At 70.1% G+C, this 16,083-nt stretch carries 12 protein-coding genes; 6 read left to right on the forward strand and 6 right to left on the reverse strand.

The annotated features are described in order from the left end of the window. Window positions 1–59: 59 nt before the first annotated feature. From GH664_RS10955 to GH664_RS10975, 5 genes are all read right to left on the reverse strand, one after another. Window positions 60–704 (reverse strand): response regulator transcription factor, encoded by a 645-nt coding sequence (locus GH664_RS10955; protein ID WP_194270381.1) that lies wholly within the window; start codon window positions 702–704, stop codon window positions 60–62. Continuing rightward, complete coding sequence (locus tag GH664_RS10960; protein ID WP_153168107.1) at window positions 679–1,995, reverse strand: histidine kinase; 1,317 nt, start codon at window positions 1,993–1,995, stop codon at window positions 679–681. The genes GH664_RS10955 and GH664_RS10960 overlap by 26 nt, the downstream gene beginning before the upstream one ends. An 84-nt stretch (window positions 1,996–2,079) precedes the next feature. Beyond that, a complete protein-coding gene (hemL, locus tag GH664_RS10965; RefSeq protein ID WP_153168108.1) occupies window positions 2,080–3,363 on the reverse strand; it encodes a glutamate-1-semialdehyde 2,1-aminomutase in 1,284 nt (427 codons plus the stop codon). 68 nt (window positions 3,364–3,431) lie between these two features. After that, window positions 3,432–4,085: a thiamine phosphate synthase gene (gene thiE / locus GH664_RS10970; protein WP_153168109.1), complete on the reverse strand. Its 654-nt coding sequence runs from the start codon at window positions 4,083–4,085 to the stop codon at window positions 3,432–3,434. Continuing rightward, window positions 4,078–4,998: a bifunctional hydroxymethylpyrimidine kinase/phosphomethylpyrimidine kinase gene (locus GH664_RS10975; RefSeq protein WP_194270382.1), complete on the reverse strand. Its 921-nt coding sequence runs from the start codon at window positions 4,996–4,998 to the stop codon at window positions 4,078–4,080. The genes thiE and GH664_RS10975 overlap by 8 nt, the downstream gene beginning before the upstream one ends. Window positions 4,999–5,124: 126 nt before the next feature. Between GH664_RS10975 and GH664_RS10980 the strand changes: the two genes are divergently transcribed. The 6 genes from GH664_RS10980 to GH664_RS11005 all read left to right on the forward strand — a co-directional run bounded on the left by GH664_RS10980 (window position 5,125) and on the right by GH664_RS11005 (window position 14,580). Beyond that, on the forward strand, window positions 5,125–5,277 hold the full coding sequence (locus GH664_RS10980) for a rubredoxin (RefSeq protein WP_368857354.1): 153 nt from the start codon (window positions 5,125–5,127) through the stop codon (window positions 5,275–5,277). Between the two features lie 81 nt (window positions 5,278–5,358). Continuing rightward, on the forward strand, window positions 5,359–5,748 hold the full coding sequence (locus tag GH664_RS10985; RefSeq protein WP_153168111.1) for a PleD family two-component system response regulator: 390 nt from the start codon (window positions 5,359–5,361) through the stop codon (window positions 5,746–5,748). Between the two features lie 22 nt (window positions 5,749–5,770). After that, a complete protein-coding gene (locus GH664_RS10990; RefSeq protein WP_153168112.1) occupies window positions 5,771–6,136 on the forward strand; it encodes a PleD family two-component system response regulator in 366 nt (121 codons plus the stop codon). A 6-nt stretch (window positions 6,137–6,142) separates the two neighbouring features. Next, window positions 6,143–6,658, forward strand: coding sequence for a chemotaxis protein CheW (locus tag GH664_RS10995; RefSeq protein ID WP_153168113.1), 516 nt, complete (start codon window positions 6,143–6,145; stop codon window positions 6,656–6,658). 121 nt (window positions 6,659–6,779) lie between these two features. Further along, complete coding sequence (locus GH664_RS11000; RefSeq protein WP_153168114.1) at window positions 6,780–8,903, forward strand: methyl-accepting chemotaxis protein; 2,124 nt, start codon at window positions 6,780–6,782, stop codon at window positions 8,901–8,903. 37 nt (window positions 8,904–8,940) lie between these two features. Next, a complete protein-coding gene (locus GH664_RS11005; RefSeq protein ID WP_153168115.1) occupies window positions 8,941–14,580 on the forward strand; it encodes an Hpt domain-containing protein in 5,640 nt (1,879 codons plus the stop codon). Window positions 14,581–14,593: 13 nt separating this feature from the next. Here the strand turns inward: GH664_RS11005 and GH664_RS11010 are convergent, their stop codons facing one another. Beyond that, a complete protein-coding gene (locus GH664_RS11010; RefSeq protein ID WP_153168210.1) occupies window positions 14,594–16,033 on the reverse strand; it encodes a deoxyribodipyrimidine photo-lyase in 1,440 nt (479 codons plus the stop codon). Window positions 16,034–16,083: the final 50 nt, after the last annotated feature.

Here is a 16,083-nt window from a genome sequence, read left to right on the forward strand (position 1 = left end):
TCGGGACCCAGTCCCTCTGAAACCGGGAAGAATGCCCGGGCGCCGACCAGCGGGTCCGCTCAGGCTCCCGGCGTGGGGAAGGCGACCAGGCCGAGACGCACCGCCTCGTGGATCAGCTTGAAATCGTTGTCCGCCTCGAGCTTGCCGCGGATCGCGGACAGGTGGTTATGCACCGTCTTCGGGCTCAGATGCATGCTGCTGGCGATGTCGGCCGACGAGTCGCCGCTCACCGCCAGGCGCAGGATCTCGAACTCGCGCGGAGTGAGGCGGGCGAGCGCCTGGTCGGCATCGAGCGAAGCGCGGGCCAGCACGTCGCGCACGTCATCCGAGAAGGTCCGCCGCCCTGCCGCCACCGCGCGGATCGCGTCGAAGAGCACGGTCGGCTCGCTGCTCTTGGTCAGGTAACCGAGGGCACCGGCACGCATGGCCTGGGTGACGTAGCCCGCGTGGTCATGCATCGTCAGCACCAGCACCTTGATTGCGTCGTCGCGCGCGAGCATGCGCCGAATGGCCTCGATACCGCTGCAGCCGCGCAGGCTGAGATCGACCACCGCCACGTCGATGCCGCCGCGCGCCAGGCAGGCGCAGGCATCGTCCGTGCTGGCCGCCTCGGCGACGACCTGGAAGCCGGCTTCGGCATCGAGCAAGCGCCGGTAACCGGTGCGCACGAGCGCGTGGTCATCGAGCAACAGGATTCGAATCATTGCTTCCTTCTCCCGCGTTGCTGGACGGCAGCCACAGTTCGATCTGCAGACCGCCCAATACGGACGGCGCCAGGTCCAGCCGTCCACCTGCCATCTCCGCGCGTTCGCGCATGCCGAGCAGGCCGCCGCCGGCACGCAGGGTGCCGACCCGCCCACAACCATCATCGCCGACGACCAGCCGCACACCGTCGCCCTCGGGCTGCAGCACGACACCCACCCGCTGCGCACCGCTGTGACGCAGCACGTTGGTGAGCGCCTCCTGCAGGCTGCGGTACAGCGCCAGCCCGGCCTCCGGCGACAGCCGCGGCAGGCGCTCGGGCAAGGTCGCCTCCAGCACGATGGCGGGCGCACGGGACTGCCAATGCTGCAGCAACTCTGCCAGTGACTCCAGCATGCCGACGCCGTCCAGCCCGTGGGGGCGCAACTGCCGCAGCAGGCTGCGGACATGGGCGGATACACGCGCAGCCTCGGCGCGCGCGTCGCGCGCGCAGTCGGCGATCTCGTTGGGCCGGGCGCCTGCCGCATGACGCTCGATGAAGGCGGTGGCCGCGCCAATCGCCACCAGGGACTGCCCGAACTCGTCGTGCAGTTCGCGTGCGAGGTCGCGCCGCTCAATCTCCTGCACATCGATGAGCCGCCGCGCCAGCGTGTGCTCGGCCGCACGCGAAGCCGCAAGGCTGGCGGCGAGGCGGTCGATGGCGGCGGCGATGCGGTCGAACTCCAGCAACTCGAAACGAGGCAGCGCAGCACGTTCCTCGCCACGTGCCAGCCGCGCCAGCCCCTGTTCGAGTTCGCGCACCGGCGCGAGCGCCCGGTGCGCGACGCGCCAGGTGGCCAAGACCGTCACGCAGGCGAAGGTGGCGAGCACGGCGAGCATGCGCAGGCCGTCGCGCAGCACTTCGCGGATCTCTGCACGCGGATCGGCGCGGATCACGAGCACCTCGTCGCCGACGGGAATGCGTTGCTCCTCGGTCGCGCTGGCCGGCAGCCGCGCGCCGAGCCAGTCGAGCGCATCGGATGCGCCGGAACGGGACGGCTGCTCCGAAGCGGAGCGCTCCAGCGACACCGAGACATGGCGCAGGTCGCCGGCTGCGAGCAGCCGCTGCAGCGCGGCCGACTGCCCGTGATGGGCCTCACCGATGCCGAGCAGCAGTTCGGCCAGGCGGCCGGACGCGGCCACTTCTTCCGCGACGTCGTGCCTCAACGCGAACGCGATCAACGCGCTGCCGGTGGCGAGGAGCGCGGCAGCGAGCATGGACAGGCGTGTCGCAAGCCGCCAGCGCAGATCCATGGTCACTCCCGATGGCAAATGTGTGGGCAGCCCCAGCAATCGACGTGCCAGACTGCCTCGCGCGATCCGGCCGTCGACTTGCCTTCAGCGCAGCGTGGCGAAAATCTCCATCGCTGCCGCAATCGTCGCGTCGATCTCCGCCTCGCCGTGCGCCGCCGAGACGAAGCCGGCCTCGAAGGCCGACGGTGCGAAGTAGTGCCCGGCCTCGAGCATGGCGTGGAAGAAGCGGTTGAAGCGCTCGCGGTCGGAGGCCATCACGTCGGCGAAGGAGGCGGGAATGGCATCACTGAAATACACGCCGAACATGCCGCCGATCGAATCGGCGCTGAAGCTCACGCCGGCTTCGCGCGCGGCGGCCGACAAGCCGGCGACCAGGCGCGAGGTCGTTGCCGCAAGGGTGTCGTAGAAACCCGTTTCGCGCGTCAGCCGCAGCGAGGCCATGCCGGCGGCCACCGCCACCGGGCTGCCCGACAGCGTGCCGGCCTGGTAGACCGGTCCGAGCGGCGCAATCTTCTGCATGATGTCGCGGCGGCCACCGAAGGCGCCCACCGGCATGCCGCCGCCGATGACCTTGCCCAGCGTGGTCAGGTCGGGGGTGATGCCGTAGAGGCCCTGCACGCCCTGCGGGCCGACACGGAAACCGGTCATCACCTCGTCGAAGATCAGCACCGCGCCGTACTGCGTGCACACCCGGCGCAGGCCCTCGAGGAAACCCGCACGCGGCTTCACCAGGTTCATGTTGCCGGCGACCGGCTCGACGATGATTGCGGCGATCTCGTCGCCACGTGCCTTGAACACCGACTCGACCTGGTCGAGGTCGTTGTAGTCGAGCACGATGGTGTGCTTGGCGAAGTCGGCCGGCACGCCGCCCGAAGACGGGTTGCCGAAGGTCAGCAGGCCGGAACCGGCCTTCACCAGCAGGCTGTCGGCATGGCCGTGGTAGCAGCCCTCGAACTTCACGATGGCGTCACGCCCGGTGAAACCGCGCGCCAGGCGGATGGCGCTCATCGTCGCCTCGGTGCCGGAACTGACCAGGCGCACCATCTCGACCGACGGCAGCAGCTCGCAGATGAGCTCGGCCATGGCGACCTCGCTCTCGGTCGGCGCACCAAAGGACAGCCCTTTCAGCGCCGCCTCGCGCACCGCCTCGACGATGGCCGGGTGGGCGTGACCGGTGATCGCCGGGCCCCACGAGCCGACGTAGTCGATGTAGGCCTTGCCATCGGCATCCCACACGCGCGCCCCTTCGGCGCGCTCGATGAAGCGCGGCGTGCCACCCACCGAGCGGAAGGCACGGACGGGCGAATTGACGCCCCCAGGGATGGTGCGCTGGGCGCGCTGGAAGAGAGTTTCGTTGCGGCTGTTCATGTGTCGTCCTGACTTGCTGGGCTGCGAAAGCCCGCATTGTGACCCCGTGGCTTGGTGGGGGTCCACCGTCAGGACGATGGGCTGGGGGGGCCGAACAGCGGCCGATAGGCCGCCGCGCGTGCTGCCGGATCATCCGCGCCGAAAACGTCGCTGATCACCGCCAGCAGGTCGGCACCGGCGGCGATCACCGGCGCCGCATTGTCGAGCGTGATGCCACCGATCGCAGCGACCGGAAGCTGCAACTCGCGCCGCGCCCGCGCCAGCAACTCGAAGGGCGCGCGCGGCGCCTGCGGCTTCGACGGTGACGCGTACATTGCGCCGAAGGCCACGTAGTCCGCGCCCGCCTCGGCACCCTGCCGGGCGCGCTCGAACTCGCTGTAGCAGGTCACGCCCAGGATGCGACCTGCCCCCAATGCCTCGCGTGCGGCGGCGGGCTCACCGTCCTCGCGGCCGAGGTGCGCGCCGTCTGCGCCGATCTGCAGCGCCAGGGGAAGATCGTCGTTGACCACCAGCGGCACGCCCGCTGCACGGCACAGCGCAAGCAGTGCCAGCGCCTGCTCGTGCTTCAGCGCCCTGGAGGCGAACTTGTTGCGGTACTGCAGCAGCGCCGGCCGGCCCTGCAGCACGCGCGCAGTCAGGGCCAGCAGGCGTGAGGTGTCGGCCTCGTCGGGGGTGACGGCGTAAAGGCCCCGCAGCCGCCCGGACGGGAAACGCTCAGACATCGGCTTCCTCCCTGCCGCGCGCCCAGAAGAAGCGGTCCGGCACGGCACGGCCCATGCCCGGACGATAGGCGTGGCGCAAGGCCTGCTGGGCGAACTCCTGCGCTTCGCGCACCGCCTCGGGGATCGCCATGCCATGCGCCAGCGCGGCGGCAGCCGCCGCCGCCAGCGTCGCACCCGCGCCCAGATAGCGACCGGGCAGGCGGTCCCAGGCATCGGTGCGGATCAGGCCGCTGTCGCCATACAGGCGGTTCACCACCTGCGGCCCGTGTTCGCCGCCCCCCGTCAGCAGCACGTATTCCGAGCCCGCCTGCAGCAGCCGGGCGACCGCTTCCTGCACGTCCAGTCCGCCGCCCGTACCGGCGCTCTCATCATCATCATCGCCATCCCCATCGCCATCCCCATCGTCGACGTCTTCGTCGACCTCTTCGTCATCGTCCTGGCGCCCATCGTCCACGCCAGCCAGACGGCACAGTTCATGTCGGCCGCCCACCAGCAGGGTCGTCTGCGGCACCACCAGCTCGACGAGCGCGGCCACCAGGTCATCCTCATCCGCCCAGCCGCCGCCGGCATAAAGCGCCGGCTCGAGCACGAGCGGCAGCTCGGGATAATCGGACACCACCTCGGCGATACGCGCGATGTTCTCGACGCTGCCGCAGAAGCCGATCTTCAATGCCGCCACCGGAATGTCCTCGAGCACCGCACGCGCCTGGTCCACCAGCGGCTCGCCCTCGGCCGGCCAGGCCTCGTCCACATTGCGCGTGTCGCGCACGATGGCAGCCGTCTGCACCGCAAGCGGATGGCAACCCATGCTGGCGAGCGTGAGGATGTCCGACACCAGGCCGCCCCCGCCGGTGGGATCACCCGGGGCGAAGCACAGCACGACAGGAGGCGTTTCAGGGACGGCGATGGCCATGGCGGGGAACGGGCGCCGTTGCCGGGCGCTTGCGCCTATGCGGTAAGATTCGGCCGATTCTAGCGCCCTCCTCATTTATCTTCTCAAGTTGCTGTCGCCATGGCCGATATGTCGTACAAGACTTACATGTGTCTGATCTGCGGCTTCATCTACGACGAAGCCGCCGGCCTGCCCGCCGAGGGCATCCCGCCCGGCACGCGCTGGGAGGACGTGCCGCCGAACTGGACCTGCCCCGAATGCGGAGCGCGCAAGGAAGACTTCGAACTCGTCGAGATCTGAACGCGGCCCCGGCCGATCAGCACCCGGCCGGGCGAACCGCCGCCCGACGCTCCCCGCCTCGCACTCCCACGGAATGAAAGCATGGATCTTGCCGGACTCAAGGTGATGGTCATCGATGACAGCAACACCATCCGCCGCAGCGCCGAGATCTTCCTCGGCCAGGCCGGCTGCCAGGTGCTGCTTGCCGAAGACGGCTTCGACGCGCTCGCGAAGATCGCCGACAACCATCCTGACGTGATCTTCGTGGACATCATGATGCCGCGCCTGGATGGCTACCAGACCTGCGCGCTGATCAAGAAGAACCCGCGGCTGTCATCGACGCCGGTGATCATGCTGTCGTCCAAGGACGGGCTGTTCGACCGCGCGCGCGGACGCATGGTGGGCTCCGACGAATACCTCACCAAACCCTTCACCAAGGACAGCCTGCTGCGCACCGTGGCCACCCACGCCGCACGCGCGCCGCGCGCCTGAACCCCGAGCGACCGCAACGCCCATGACGATCAGCAAAATCCTGGTGGTGGACGATTCGCCCACCGAGCGGCTGGCCCTCACCGAGGTGCTCGCCAAGCACGGCTACCGCGTCGTCACCGCGGAAAGCGGCGATGACGCCATCGCCAAAAGCCAGCTCGAGCAGCCCGATCTCATCCTGATGGACGTCGTCATGCCCGGCATGAACGGCTACCAGGCCACGCGCACGATCTCGCGCAACGAGGCGACGCGTCGCATCCCCATCATCATGTGCACCAGCAAGGGGCTCGAGACCGACAAGATCTGGGGCATGCGCCAGGGCGCCTACGATTACCTCGTGAAGCCGGTCGATCATGCCGATCTGCTCGCCCGCATCAAGGCACTGGGCTGAGCGGCGATGTCCAGACGCATCAGCCTGCGCGAGTTCCAGGCAAACCTCGCCAAGCGACTGGCGGAGGCAAAGACGGGCGAACGCCGCGGGCTGCTCGGTTTCCAGGCGGGCAGCATGAACTGCCTGATCGATCTCGCCGCATCGGGCGAGATCCTGCCGCCGCCGCCGCTGTCGCCGGTGCCACTGACGCAGCCCTGGTACCTCGGCCTGGCCAACGTGCGCGGCACGCTGTACGGGGTGATCGATTTCGCCCTGTTCAACCACAACCCGCCCACGGTGCCCTCGGGGGCGGCCCGCCTGCTGCTGGTCGGCGCGCACCATGGCGTCCACTGCGCGCTGCTCGTCTCGCGCATCGCCGGCCTGCGCAGCCACGACGATTTCGAGGCCGAGCCCGACCCCACGCCCGACGCGCGCCCCTGGGTCACGCGCCGGCTGCGCGACCTGCAAGGCCGGCCCTGGCTGCAGCTCGATGCGGGCGTGCTGCTGGCGCAGGCGGACTTCCTCGACGCCAGCCTCGAGTGACGGCAGTGACGCACACAGCTTTCCAGGACGGACGGGCGCGGCCCGCCTTCCCCACCTCCGAATCAACACCTGCCGCAAGCGCGGCAGCACAGGATCTAGCCCTCGCGGCGGAGCACGCAACATGGCCCTGAAGTTCTCGCTCGGCAGGAAGAAGACGACTGACGCCTCTTCCACGGCTGAAGACACCCGCATCCTCGACACGACGCCCCTGCCCAGCGCCACCCCGGTCGCCGGTGCGGCCGCAGCCACGCGTGCGTTTCCGCAGCAGATGCGCCGGCTCGGCACCGTGTTTGCCGTGCTGGCGCTGGTGACGGCCGCGCTCGCGGTGTACCAGGGCCGGCGCTCTGCCGATGCGACCTGGCACGTCGCCGCCGCGACCGAGATGCAGATGCTGTCGCAGCAGGTCGCGAAGGCGGCGCAGCAAGCCCTGCTGGGCAATGCCGGCGCCTTCGCCGAACTGCAGGCAGGTCGCAGCCGCTTCGCCAGCCTCGTGCAGACCCTGCGCGAAGGCGGGGATCTCGACGATGCCCATGTCCCGGCGATTCCCGACGCCGTGCGTCCGCAACTCGATGCGCTGTCCGAAGCCTGGCGGCAGACCGATCACGACACCACGCAACTGCTGTCGCAGCAGAAGAACCTGGTGACGCTGAACGCGGCGGTCGCCGCCATCAACGCCGACAACGCACGCTTGCTCGCACTGTCCGAGCAGGTCGCCGCACTCGCGCTGCATGCCGGCGCCAATCCGCGCGACATCGCCACCACCAACGGCACGGTGATGCTGACCCAGCGCATCGCCAAGAACGCCAACGCGCTGCGCGTGGCCGACGCGATCGACCCCGATGTCGCCGTCGCCCTCGGCAAGGACGCGAACACCCTGCGCGAACAACTCGAGCGCACGGCGCAGATGAGGGGCGATGCCGAGTTCCAGACCCGTGTCGCCGAACTCGACGCCGCTGCGCAAGGCAGCCTGCGGGCGGTCGCCGGCATCCTGGGCGACATTCGCCTGCTGGTGCAGGCCAAGCAGGCGGGCAGCCGCATCTCGCGCGATTCGGTGCCGCTGCTCGCCCACAGCAAGGAACTGGCCTCCAGCCTGGCCGACGCGTATCGCGGGCCCAACATGATCACGCTGGCGATCGTGCTCGCGGCGTTGCTGGCGGTGGCGGTGCTGGTGCGCATGGCGCGCCTGTACAACGCTGACGCCGCCGCGCGCCGTGCGGAAGCGGAAAACCAGCGCCAGACGGCGGAGAACGAACGCAACCTGACGCAGCAAGCGATCCTGCGCCTGATGAACGAGATGGGCGACCTCGCCGACGGCGACCTGACGGTGCGCGCCACCGTGACCGAGGACATCACCGGCGCCATTGCCGACTCGGTGAACTACACGATCGAGGAACTCTCGGTGCTGGTGCGCCGCATCAACGATGCCGCCAGCCGCGTGACCGCCGCCACCGAATCCGCGCAGCGCACCTCCAACGAATTGCTCGCCGCCACCGAAAGTCAATCGCAGGAGATCGAGAATGCAGGCACCACCGCGCAGCGCATGGCCGAATCGATGACCGCCTCGTCCGAGCGCGCGCTGGAATCCGCGCAGGTGGCGCGGCGCTCGCTCGACGCCGCACGCAAGGGTGCGGGCGCGGTGGAGAACACCATCGAGGGCATGAACGACATCCGCGACAAGATCCAGGAGACCGCGAAGCGCATCAAGCGCCTCGGCGAGTCATCGCAGGAGATCGGCGAGATCGTCGAGCTGATTTCCGACATCACCGAGCAGACCAACGTGCTGGCGCTCAATGCGGCGATCCAGGCGGCCTCCGCGGGTGAAGCCGGGCGCGGCTTCACCGTGGTGGCCGAGGAAGTGCAGCGCCTGGCCGAACGCTCGGCCGAGGCCACCAAGCAGATCGCCGCCATCGTCAAGACCATCCAGACCGACACCCAGGACGCGGTCGGCGCAATGGAAAACGCCACCCGCGACGTGGTCGATGGCGCGCGCCTGACTGACGCCGCCGGCCAGGCGCTCGCCGAGATCGGCGACGTATCGCTGGAAACCGCGCGCCTGATCGAGCAGATCTCGTCCGACACGCAGCAGCAGGCGGCGACCGCGAGCCGGGTGGCGGCAACGATGCGCGACATCCTGAGCATCACCGAACAGACCACGCTGGGCACCAAGCAGACCGCGGTATCCATCGGCCAGCTTGCCGACCTGGCGGTGGAGCTGAAGGGCTCGGTTTCCGGCTTCAAGGTCTGACCACGCACCGCGCGACGCGCCACCTGCGGGAGCATTCATGACAAATGCGATCGAAACGGATCTCGGGCCGCTGAACTGGGTCAAGGGCGAGATCGACGCCGCGCTTGCGCGCGCGCGGGAAGCGCTCGAGCAGGCCGGCAGCGCCGGCGACCCGGCGGTCCGCGTGCAGTTCGCGCAGACCCACCTGAACCAGGTGCGCGGGGCACTCTCCATCGTCGGGCTCGACGGACTCACGCAGTTCGCCGAAGCGGCAGGCCTGCTGCTCGGCGACATGGCGCGCGGCGTGGTGCAGCCCGACGGGCACAACCTCGGCGTCGGGCTGCGCGCGCTGGCCGCGCTCGGCAACTACCTCGAGGAACTGGTGCAGGGCGTGCCCGACCAGCCCCTGCGCCTGGCGCCTCTCCACGACGCGATCGCGGCGGCGCGCGGCCAACCCTCGGGCGGCGCGCTCGACCTGTTCCACCCCGACCTCAGCCTGCGCCCGCCTCGGCGTGAAGAGTCCTTGACGACCCCGGACGAGGCGCAGGCGATGCTGCGCGGTGCGCGCGCTCGCTTCGAGCGCGGCCTGCTCGAGTGGCTGCGCAAGGGCGCCGCCGGCAACGGCGCTGCCCAGATGCGCGAGGCGATCGTCGCCGTCGAGGCGCTGCAACCCACAGGCGCGGCGCGCGCGCTGTGGTGGGCCAGCCTGGGCTTCTTCGACGCGCTGATCGCCGGCACTGTCGCGGCGGACGCGGGCGTGAAGAAACTGTGCGCGCAGATCGACGCGCAGTTCCGCCGCCTGATGAGCGGCAACAACGCAACGCCCGAACGGCTGCTGCGCGAAATCCTCTATCACGTCGCCACCGCGCCGGCGACGACCGAGCAGCAGCGTGCCATCCGCGCCTGCTGGCGGCTCGACGCGCTGCTGCCGGCGCCTGGCGCGAGCGTCAGCGAAGTCCCTCTCGCACCACTGCTGCAGGCGTTGCGCAACCGGCTGGGGGCGATGCGCATGCAGTGGGACGCCTTCTGCGCCGGCACGGCGATCGCCCTGGCGCATTTCGAGGACGAGCTCGGCGAGTTCGCCCGGACGGCCACCAGCCTTGCCCGCCCGGGTGTCGAGCGGCTGGTCGGCGGCCTGGTCGATTTCACCCGCTGGCTGCGCCACGATCCGCTGAAGTTCTCCGACAGCATCGCCTTCGAGGTGGCCGGCGTACTGCTGCAGATCGAGGGCGCGATCGCGCCCGGCACGACCGACACCAGCCTGGCTGCCGAAACGGATGCCACGCTGGCGCGCCTGGCGGCGCTGCGCCGCGGCGAAACCCTGGCACCGCAGCCCATCTCAGCCGGCGACAGCGGCGCACGCGCACACGAGCGCGAAGCCCTCGCGCAACTCGCAAAGGAGATGCTGTCCAGCCTGGCGCAGATCGAGCAGACGCTGGACGACTTCTTCCGCAATCCGCAAAAGCGCGCGGCGCTCGGCGAGCTTAACCGTCCGATGCAACAGATCCTCGGTGCGCTGAGCCTGCTCGGCGAAACGGAGGCGATCGAGCTGATGCGCGCCGCCAGCGTCCACGTCGCGCATTTCGCCGCACCCGACGCCGCGCCTGACCAGGCGGCCTTCGAGGAACTGGCGCACAAGCTGTCCGCGCTGGGTTTCTTCATCGAGTCATTGCCGCACAAGCGCGCCGACCTGCACGCCCTCCTCGAGCCCGGCGCCGCGACACCCTCTGCCGAAGCCCCGACGCCCGAAGCCCGGGCCGAAGCTGGCGCAACGCTGACGTCCGAGGACAGCGCGACGCCTCACCCGGCTGCCGCGGCTGCCGCACGTGCCGCCCTCGATCAACACACGGAACACGCCGCGCCCGCCACGTCCGCGCCGGTGCCTGCGCCATTGGAAGGCGCCGAAGCGTTGGCTACCGTCGGTGAGGAGCACGCGCCCGACCCCATGCCCTCGCCAGTCCCGGCCAACGAGCCCGCACTCGCGGCACCGACGTCCGGCCCAGCCGAAGTCACTGCAGCGCAGCCGGAAATGCCTGCCGGCGGGACACCTGAATGGCCTGCGCCCGCCGCTCCGGCCGAAGCCCTCGCGGTCGCCGCGCCCCCGTCTGCCGCAGCCGCAGTGGAGCCGGCGCCGAACGATGCCGCAATCGACGCCGAGCTGCTCGGCATCTTCATCGAGGAAGCCTACGACGTGCTGTCCTCGATCGGCGAGCACCTCGAACTGTCACGCAGCGAGCCGCAGGATCCGGCCCACCTGACCGTGATCCGGCGCGGCTTCCATACGCTGAAGGGCAGCGGCCGCATGGTCGGCCTGGGCGAAATCGGCGAAGCCGCGTGGGCCGTGGAGCAGACACTCAACCGCTGGCTGCAGCTCGAATGGCTGCCGACACCGGCCCTGCACCACCTGATCGACGCCGCGCGCCAGCTCTTCACCGCCTGGGTGGCGCAGCTCGAGGCCGGCGGACCACAGGGACGTGACGCCGGCGTCGTCGTCGCCGAAGCCGAGCGCCTGCGCAATGCCGAAACGCCGCCCGTCGAGCCGGGCACGTTCGGCGAGCCCTTCCCGGGCACGTTCGGCGAGCCCACGCTGGCCGCATTCGGCGAGCTCACTCCGGCTGCGCTCGACACACCCGAGCCGGTGACAACGCTGCAAGGCGACGAGGGCACACCCGGCACGACGGCCGCCGCACCCGAACTGAGCTTTCCCAGCCTGGATCTGGCAGCCACCGGCGAGATCCTGCCGCTGCCCGCCGGCGACGACAGCGCTGCCCTTGCGCCGCTCGAGCCCCTGGAGGAGTTCGAGCTCGAACCTGCCGCGCTCGGGTTCGCCGACGAGCCTTCCGTCGCAACCGTGGAGGCCGGGGCGCCCGAGGCCGGAGCGCCCGAGGCTGCGGCGACCTCCTCCGCGCCCGACTCGGTGCGGATTGGTGACGCGGACATGTCGCCGGCGCTGTACGATCTTTACCGGACGGAAGCCGCCGCGCACCTCGCCACGCTGCACGAGGAATTCGCCCGCCTGGCCGCCAATCGCGCGCTGCTGCCGCCCGACAACGCCCTGCGCGCGGTGCATACGCTGGCGGGCATTTCGGGCACTGCGAGGCTCACCCCCCTGCACACGCTGGGACGCGCGCTGGAGCATGCGATCGAACGCGTGCGCCATGTCGGACGTCCGCCGCTCGATGACGAGCTGGCGCTGTTGTCAGCCAGTGCGGCAACACTGCAGGCGATGCTGGGCGAAGTGCTGGCGCTGCGCATGCCCGCCTCCGACCCCACGCTGGAGCAGGCCCTCGACACCTGCGGCCGTGCCCCTGCGCCTGAAATGCGGACCAGCCGGGCCCCCGCCGCGCCGGACGAGGGCGCCGCGATCGCAGCCGAAGAATCAGTCATGCAGCCGCAGGCCGCGGCCGAACCCGTCGCTCACACGCCCGCCATGCCGGTGGCGGCGACGGCCGAGGCCGCACCGCAGGATGACATCGACACGCAGTTGCTGCCGCTCTTCCTCGAAGAGGCGGCCGACCTGCTGGGGGAACTCCACGCCACGCTGCGCGCCTGGGACGCCTCGCCGGACGACGGCAGCCAGCGCCTGTCGGTGGCGCGCCTGCTGCACTCGCTCAAGGGCAGCGCGCGCATGGCGGGCGCCATGGCCTTGGGCGAGCACCTGCATCAGCTCGAATCCCGGCTCGAGGGCGATCGTGCTGGCCAGCCGCTGATCGAGGAACTGGCCGCCGGCATCGATGCCGCCGAGCTGATGATCGACGCACTGGCGGCCGGCGAACCGATGCCGGCGCAGGCCGCGCCGGCAATGCCCGAAGCCGTGCCCGATGTGATGCTCACCGCCGCCCCGGCGGCGGCCGAAGCGGAGGCCGGGCCCGCGGCGACGCTGCGCGTGCGGGCCGACCTGATCGACCGCTTCGTCAATCAGGCGGGCGAGATCGGCATCGCCCGCACCCGCATCGAGGGCGAGCTGCGCACGCTGCGCGGCGGCCTGCTCGAGCTCACCGACAACGTCATCCGCCTGCGCAACCAGTTGCGCGAAGTCGAGCTGCAGGCCGACATGCAGATGCAGTCGCGCATCGCGCGCAGCGACGCGCACCACGGCGAGTTCGACCCGCTGGAGATGGACCGCTACACCCGTCTGCAGGAACTCACCCGCATGCTGGCCGAGAGCGTCAACGACGTCACCACCGTGCAGCAGGCTTTGCTGCACAACCTCGACGGTGCCGACCTCGCGCTCAACAGCCAGGCGCGCCAGTCGCGCGAACTGCAGCAGGCCCTGATGCGGGTGCGCATGCTGCCCTTCGACAGCCTCGCCGACCGCCTGTACCGCGTGGTGCGGCAGAGCGCCAGGGAACTGGGCAAGCGCGCCCACCTCGACCTGCGCGGCGGCCGCATCGAGGTCGATCGCAGCGTGCTCGAGCAGATGGCGGCACCGCTCGAGCACCTGCTGCGCAACGCGGTGGCGCATGGCATCGAGACGCCCGAGCGACGCCGTGCCGCAGGCAAGCCCGAGATCGGCCAGCTCAGCCTGAGCGTGCGCCAGGAAGGCAACGAGATCGCGATCGAGCTCACTGACGACGGTACCGGCCTGGATTTCGCGCGCATCGAGGCGCGCGCACGCGCCAGCGGCCTGATCGAAGCCCACGAGCAGGTCGACTTGCGGCGCCTGACCAACCTGATCTTCCTGCCCGGTTTCTCCACTGCACACGCAGTTTCGGCGGTATCGGGCCGCGGCGTCGGCATGGACGTGGTGAAGGCGCAGACGGCCGCAGTGGGCGGTCGCATCGACGTCAGGAGCCGGCAGGGCGAAGGCACGACCTTCCTCATCCACCTGCCGCTGACGCTCGCCGTCACCCAGGCGCTGCTGGTGCGCGCCGCCGGCCGCACCTACGCCATCCCGTCGAGCATGGTGGCGCAGGTGATGGAGCTGAAGAGCGACGCGCTGCGTCGCGTGCAGGCCGAGCACGGCACCGAATGGCTGGGCGAGCACTACGCCTACCGCTACCTGCCGCGCCTGCTGGGCGACAACCAGACGCAGCCCGAGGAGCAGCGCTACAACTGGCTGCTGCTGCTGCGCGCCGGCGCCCAGACGCTGGCGCTGCACGTCGATGCACTGCGCGGCAACCAGGAGATCGTGGTCAAGAACGCCGGCCCGCAGCTCACCCGCATCGTCGGCATGTCTGGCGCCACGGTGCTGGGTGACGGCGAGATCGTGCTGATCCTCAACCCGGTCGCCCTCGCCAGCCGCGGCCTGGGCCAGGATGCAGGCATCGAGGCGGTGCCCGGCAGCGGCGGCCATCCGGCCCACGTGCCGACCGTGCTGGTGGTCGATGATTCGCTGACCGTGCGCAAGGTCACCGGCCGGCTGCTCGAGCGCGAGGGCTACCGCGTCATCACCGCCAAGGACGGCGTCGACGCGCTCGAAAAACTGGTCGAGACGCTGCCAGACGTCGTGCTGTCGGACATCGAGATGCCGCGCATGGACGGCTTCGACCTGGTGCGCAACATCCGCAGCGATGCGCGCACCCGCGACCTGCCGGTGATCATGATCACCTCGCGTCTGGCGGAAAAGCATCGCAGCTACGCCGCCGAGGTCGGCGCCAACCACTACCTCGGCAAGCCTTACCAGGAAGAGGAACTGCTCACGCTGCTGGCCGGCTATACCGGCCGCGAGTACCGGCCGGAATCCGCGCCGGCCTGAATCCGGCGGCGCATCAGCCTTTGACCACGGCGAAGCGCGCCAGCGTGCGCTCGCGTGCGGCGGCGTGGTCGACGACCGGCGCCGGATAATCCCGGCCGATGCCGACGCGCGCCGCCTGCTGGTCGATGCCGCCCATCTTCCACGGCGCGTGGATGAACTTGTCCGGCACGCGCTCGAGCTCGGGCAAGTAGCGGCGGATGAAGCGGCCCTGCGCGTCGAACTTCTCGGACTGCGTCACCGGGTTGAAGATGCGGAACCAGGGTTGCGCATCACAGCCGGACGACGCCGCCCACTGCCAGCCGCCATTGTTCGCCGCCAGATCGTAGTCGAGCAGCTTGGCGGCGAAATGGCGCTCGCCGAGCCGCCAGTCGATGCCCAGATCCTTGGTGAGGAAGGAGGCGACGATCATGCGCAACCGGTTGTGCATGTAGCCGGTCTGCTCGAGCTGACGCATCGCCGCATCCACGATCGGGTAGCCGGTGCGTCCCTCGCACCACGCGGCGAGGAGCTCCGGCGCATCGTCCCAGCGGATGCGGTCGTATTCCGGCCGGAACGAGGCCCCGACCACGCGCGGGTGATGCCACAGGATCATGTGGTAGAAGTCGCGCCACACCAGCTCCGACAACCAGGTCTCGGCGCCCGCGCCGCCACGATGCCAGGCGTAGGCCGCGAGTTCGCGGATCGATACGGTGCCGAAGCGCAGGTGCGGCGACAGGTAGGACACGCCCTTCACCGCGGGAAAATCGCGCGCATCCCGGTAGCGGTCGATGCGCTCGCAGAACTCGCCGAACAGCCGGCGCCCGCCCGACATCCCCAGCGGCAGGCGCAGGGCGGACAGGTTGGTGGATTCGAAACCCAGTGTGACCAGCGCCGGCAGCCCCGCCCCGACGGGCGGTGGCGCCAACCGCGCCGCGTATTTCGCCACCGGATACGCCTGCAGGTAGAAGTTGTCGAGCTTGCGCAGCCAGGCGTTCTTGTAGGGCGTGAACACGCTGAAGGGCTGCCCCGCCTGGGTCAGCACCTCGTCGCACTCGAAGATCACCTGGTCCTTGAAATCGGCGTAGCCGATGCCGTCGGCGGCCAGGCGTTCGGCGACGCGGCGGTCGCGCGCAAGCGCCGCCGGATCGTAGTCGCGGTTGGTGAAGACCTTGGCCACCCCGAGCTCACGCGCGAGCTGCGGGATCAACTCGTCCGCGCGGCCGTGGCGCACGATGAGACCGCCGCCCACGCCCCCGGCTTCACGCGCCAGCGCGTCGAGGCCACGATCGAGTTCGGTGACCGCAGCATGGATGAACTCGACCCTGCGGTCGCGGCGGTCGGGCAGCGCGTCGAGGATCTCGGTATCGAAGACGAAGACGCAGAACACGCGACCGGCACTGCGCAGGGCGTGGTATAGCGCGGCGTGGTCGTGGCAGCGCAGGTCGCGGCGGAACCAGACGAGGGCGGAGGGCAGGTGCGGATCGTTCATCGGCGGCGGAAGGCGCGGCGAGGTGAGCTGAATTG

Origin of the sequence: Thauera sp. 2A1, assembly GCF_009469595.2 — a bacterium.
GTDB lineage: Bacteria > Pseudomonadota > Gammaproteobacteria > Burkholderiales > Rhodocyclaceae > Thauera.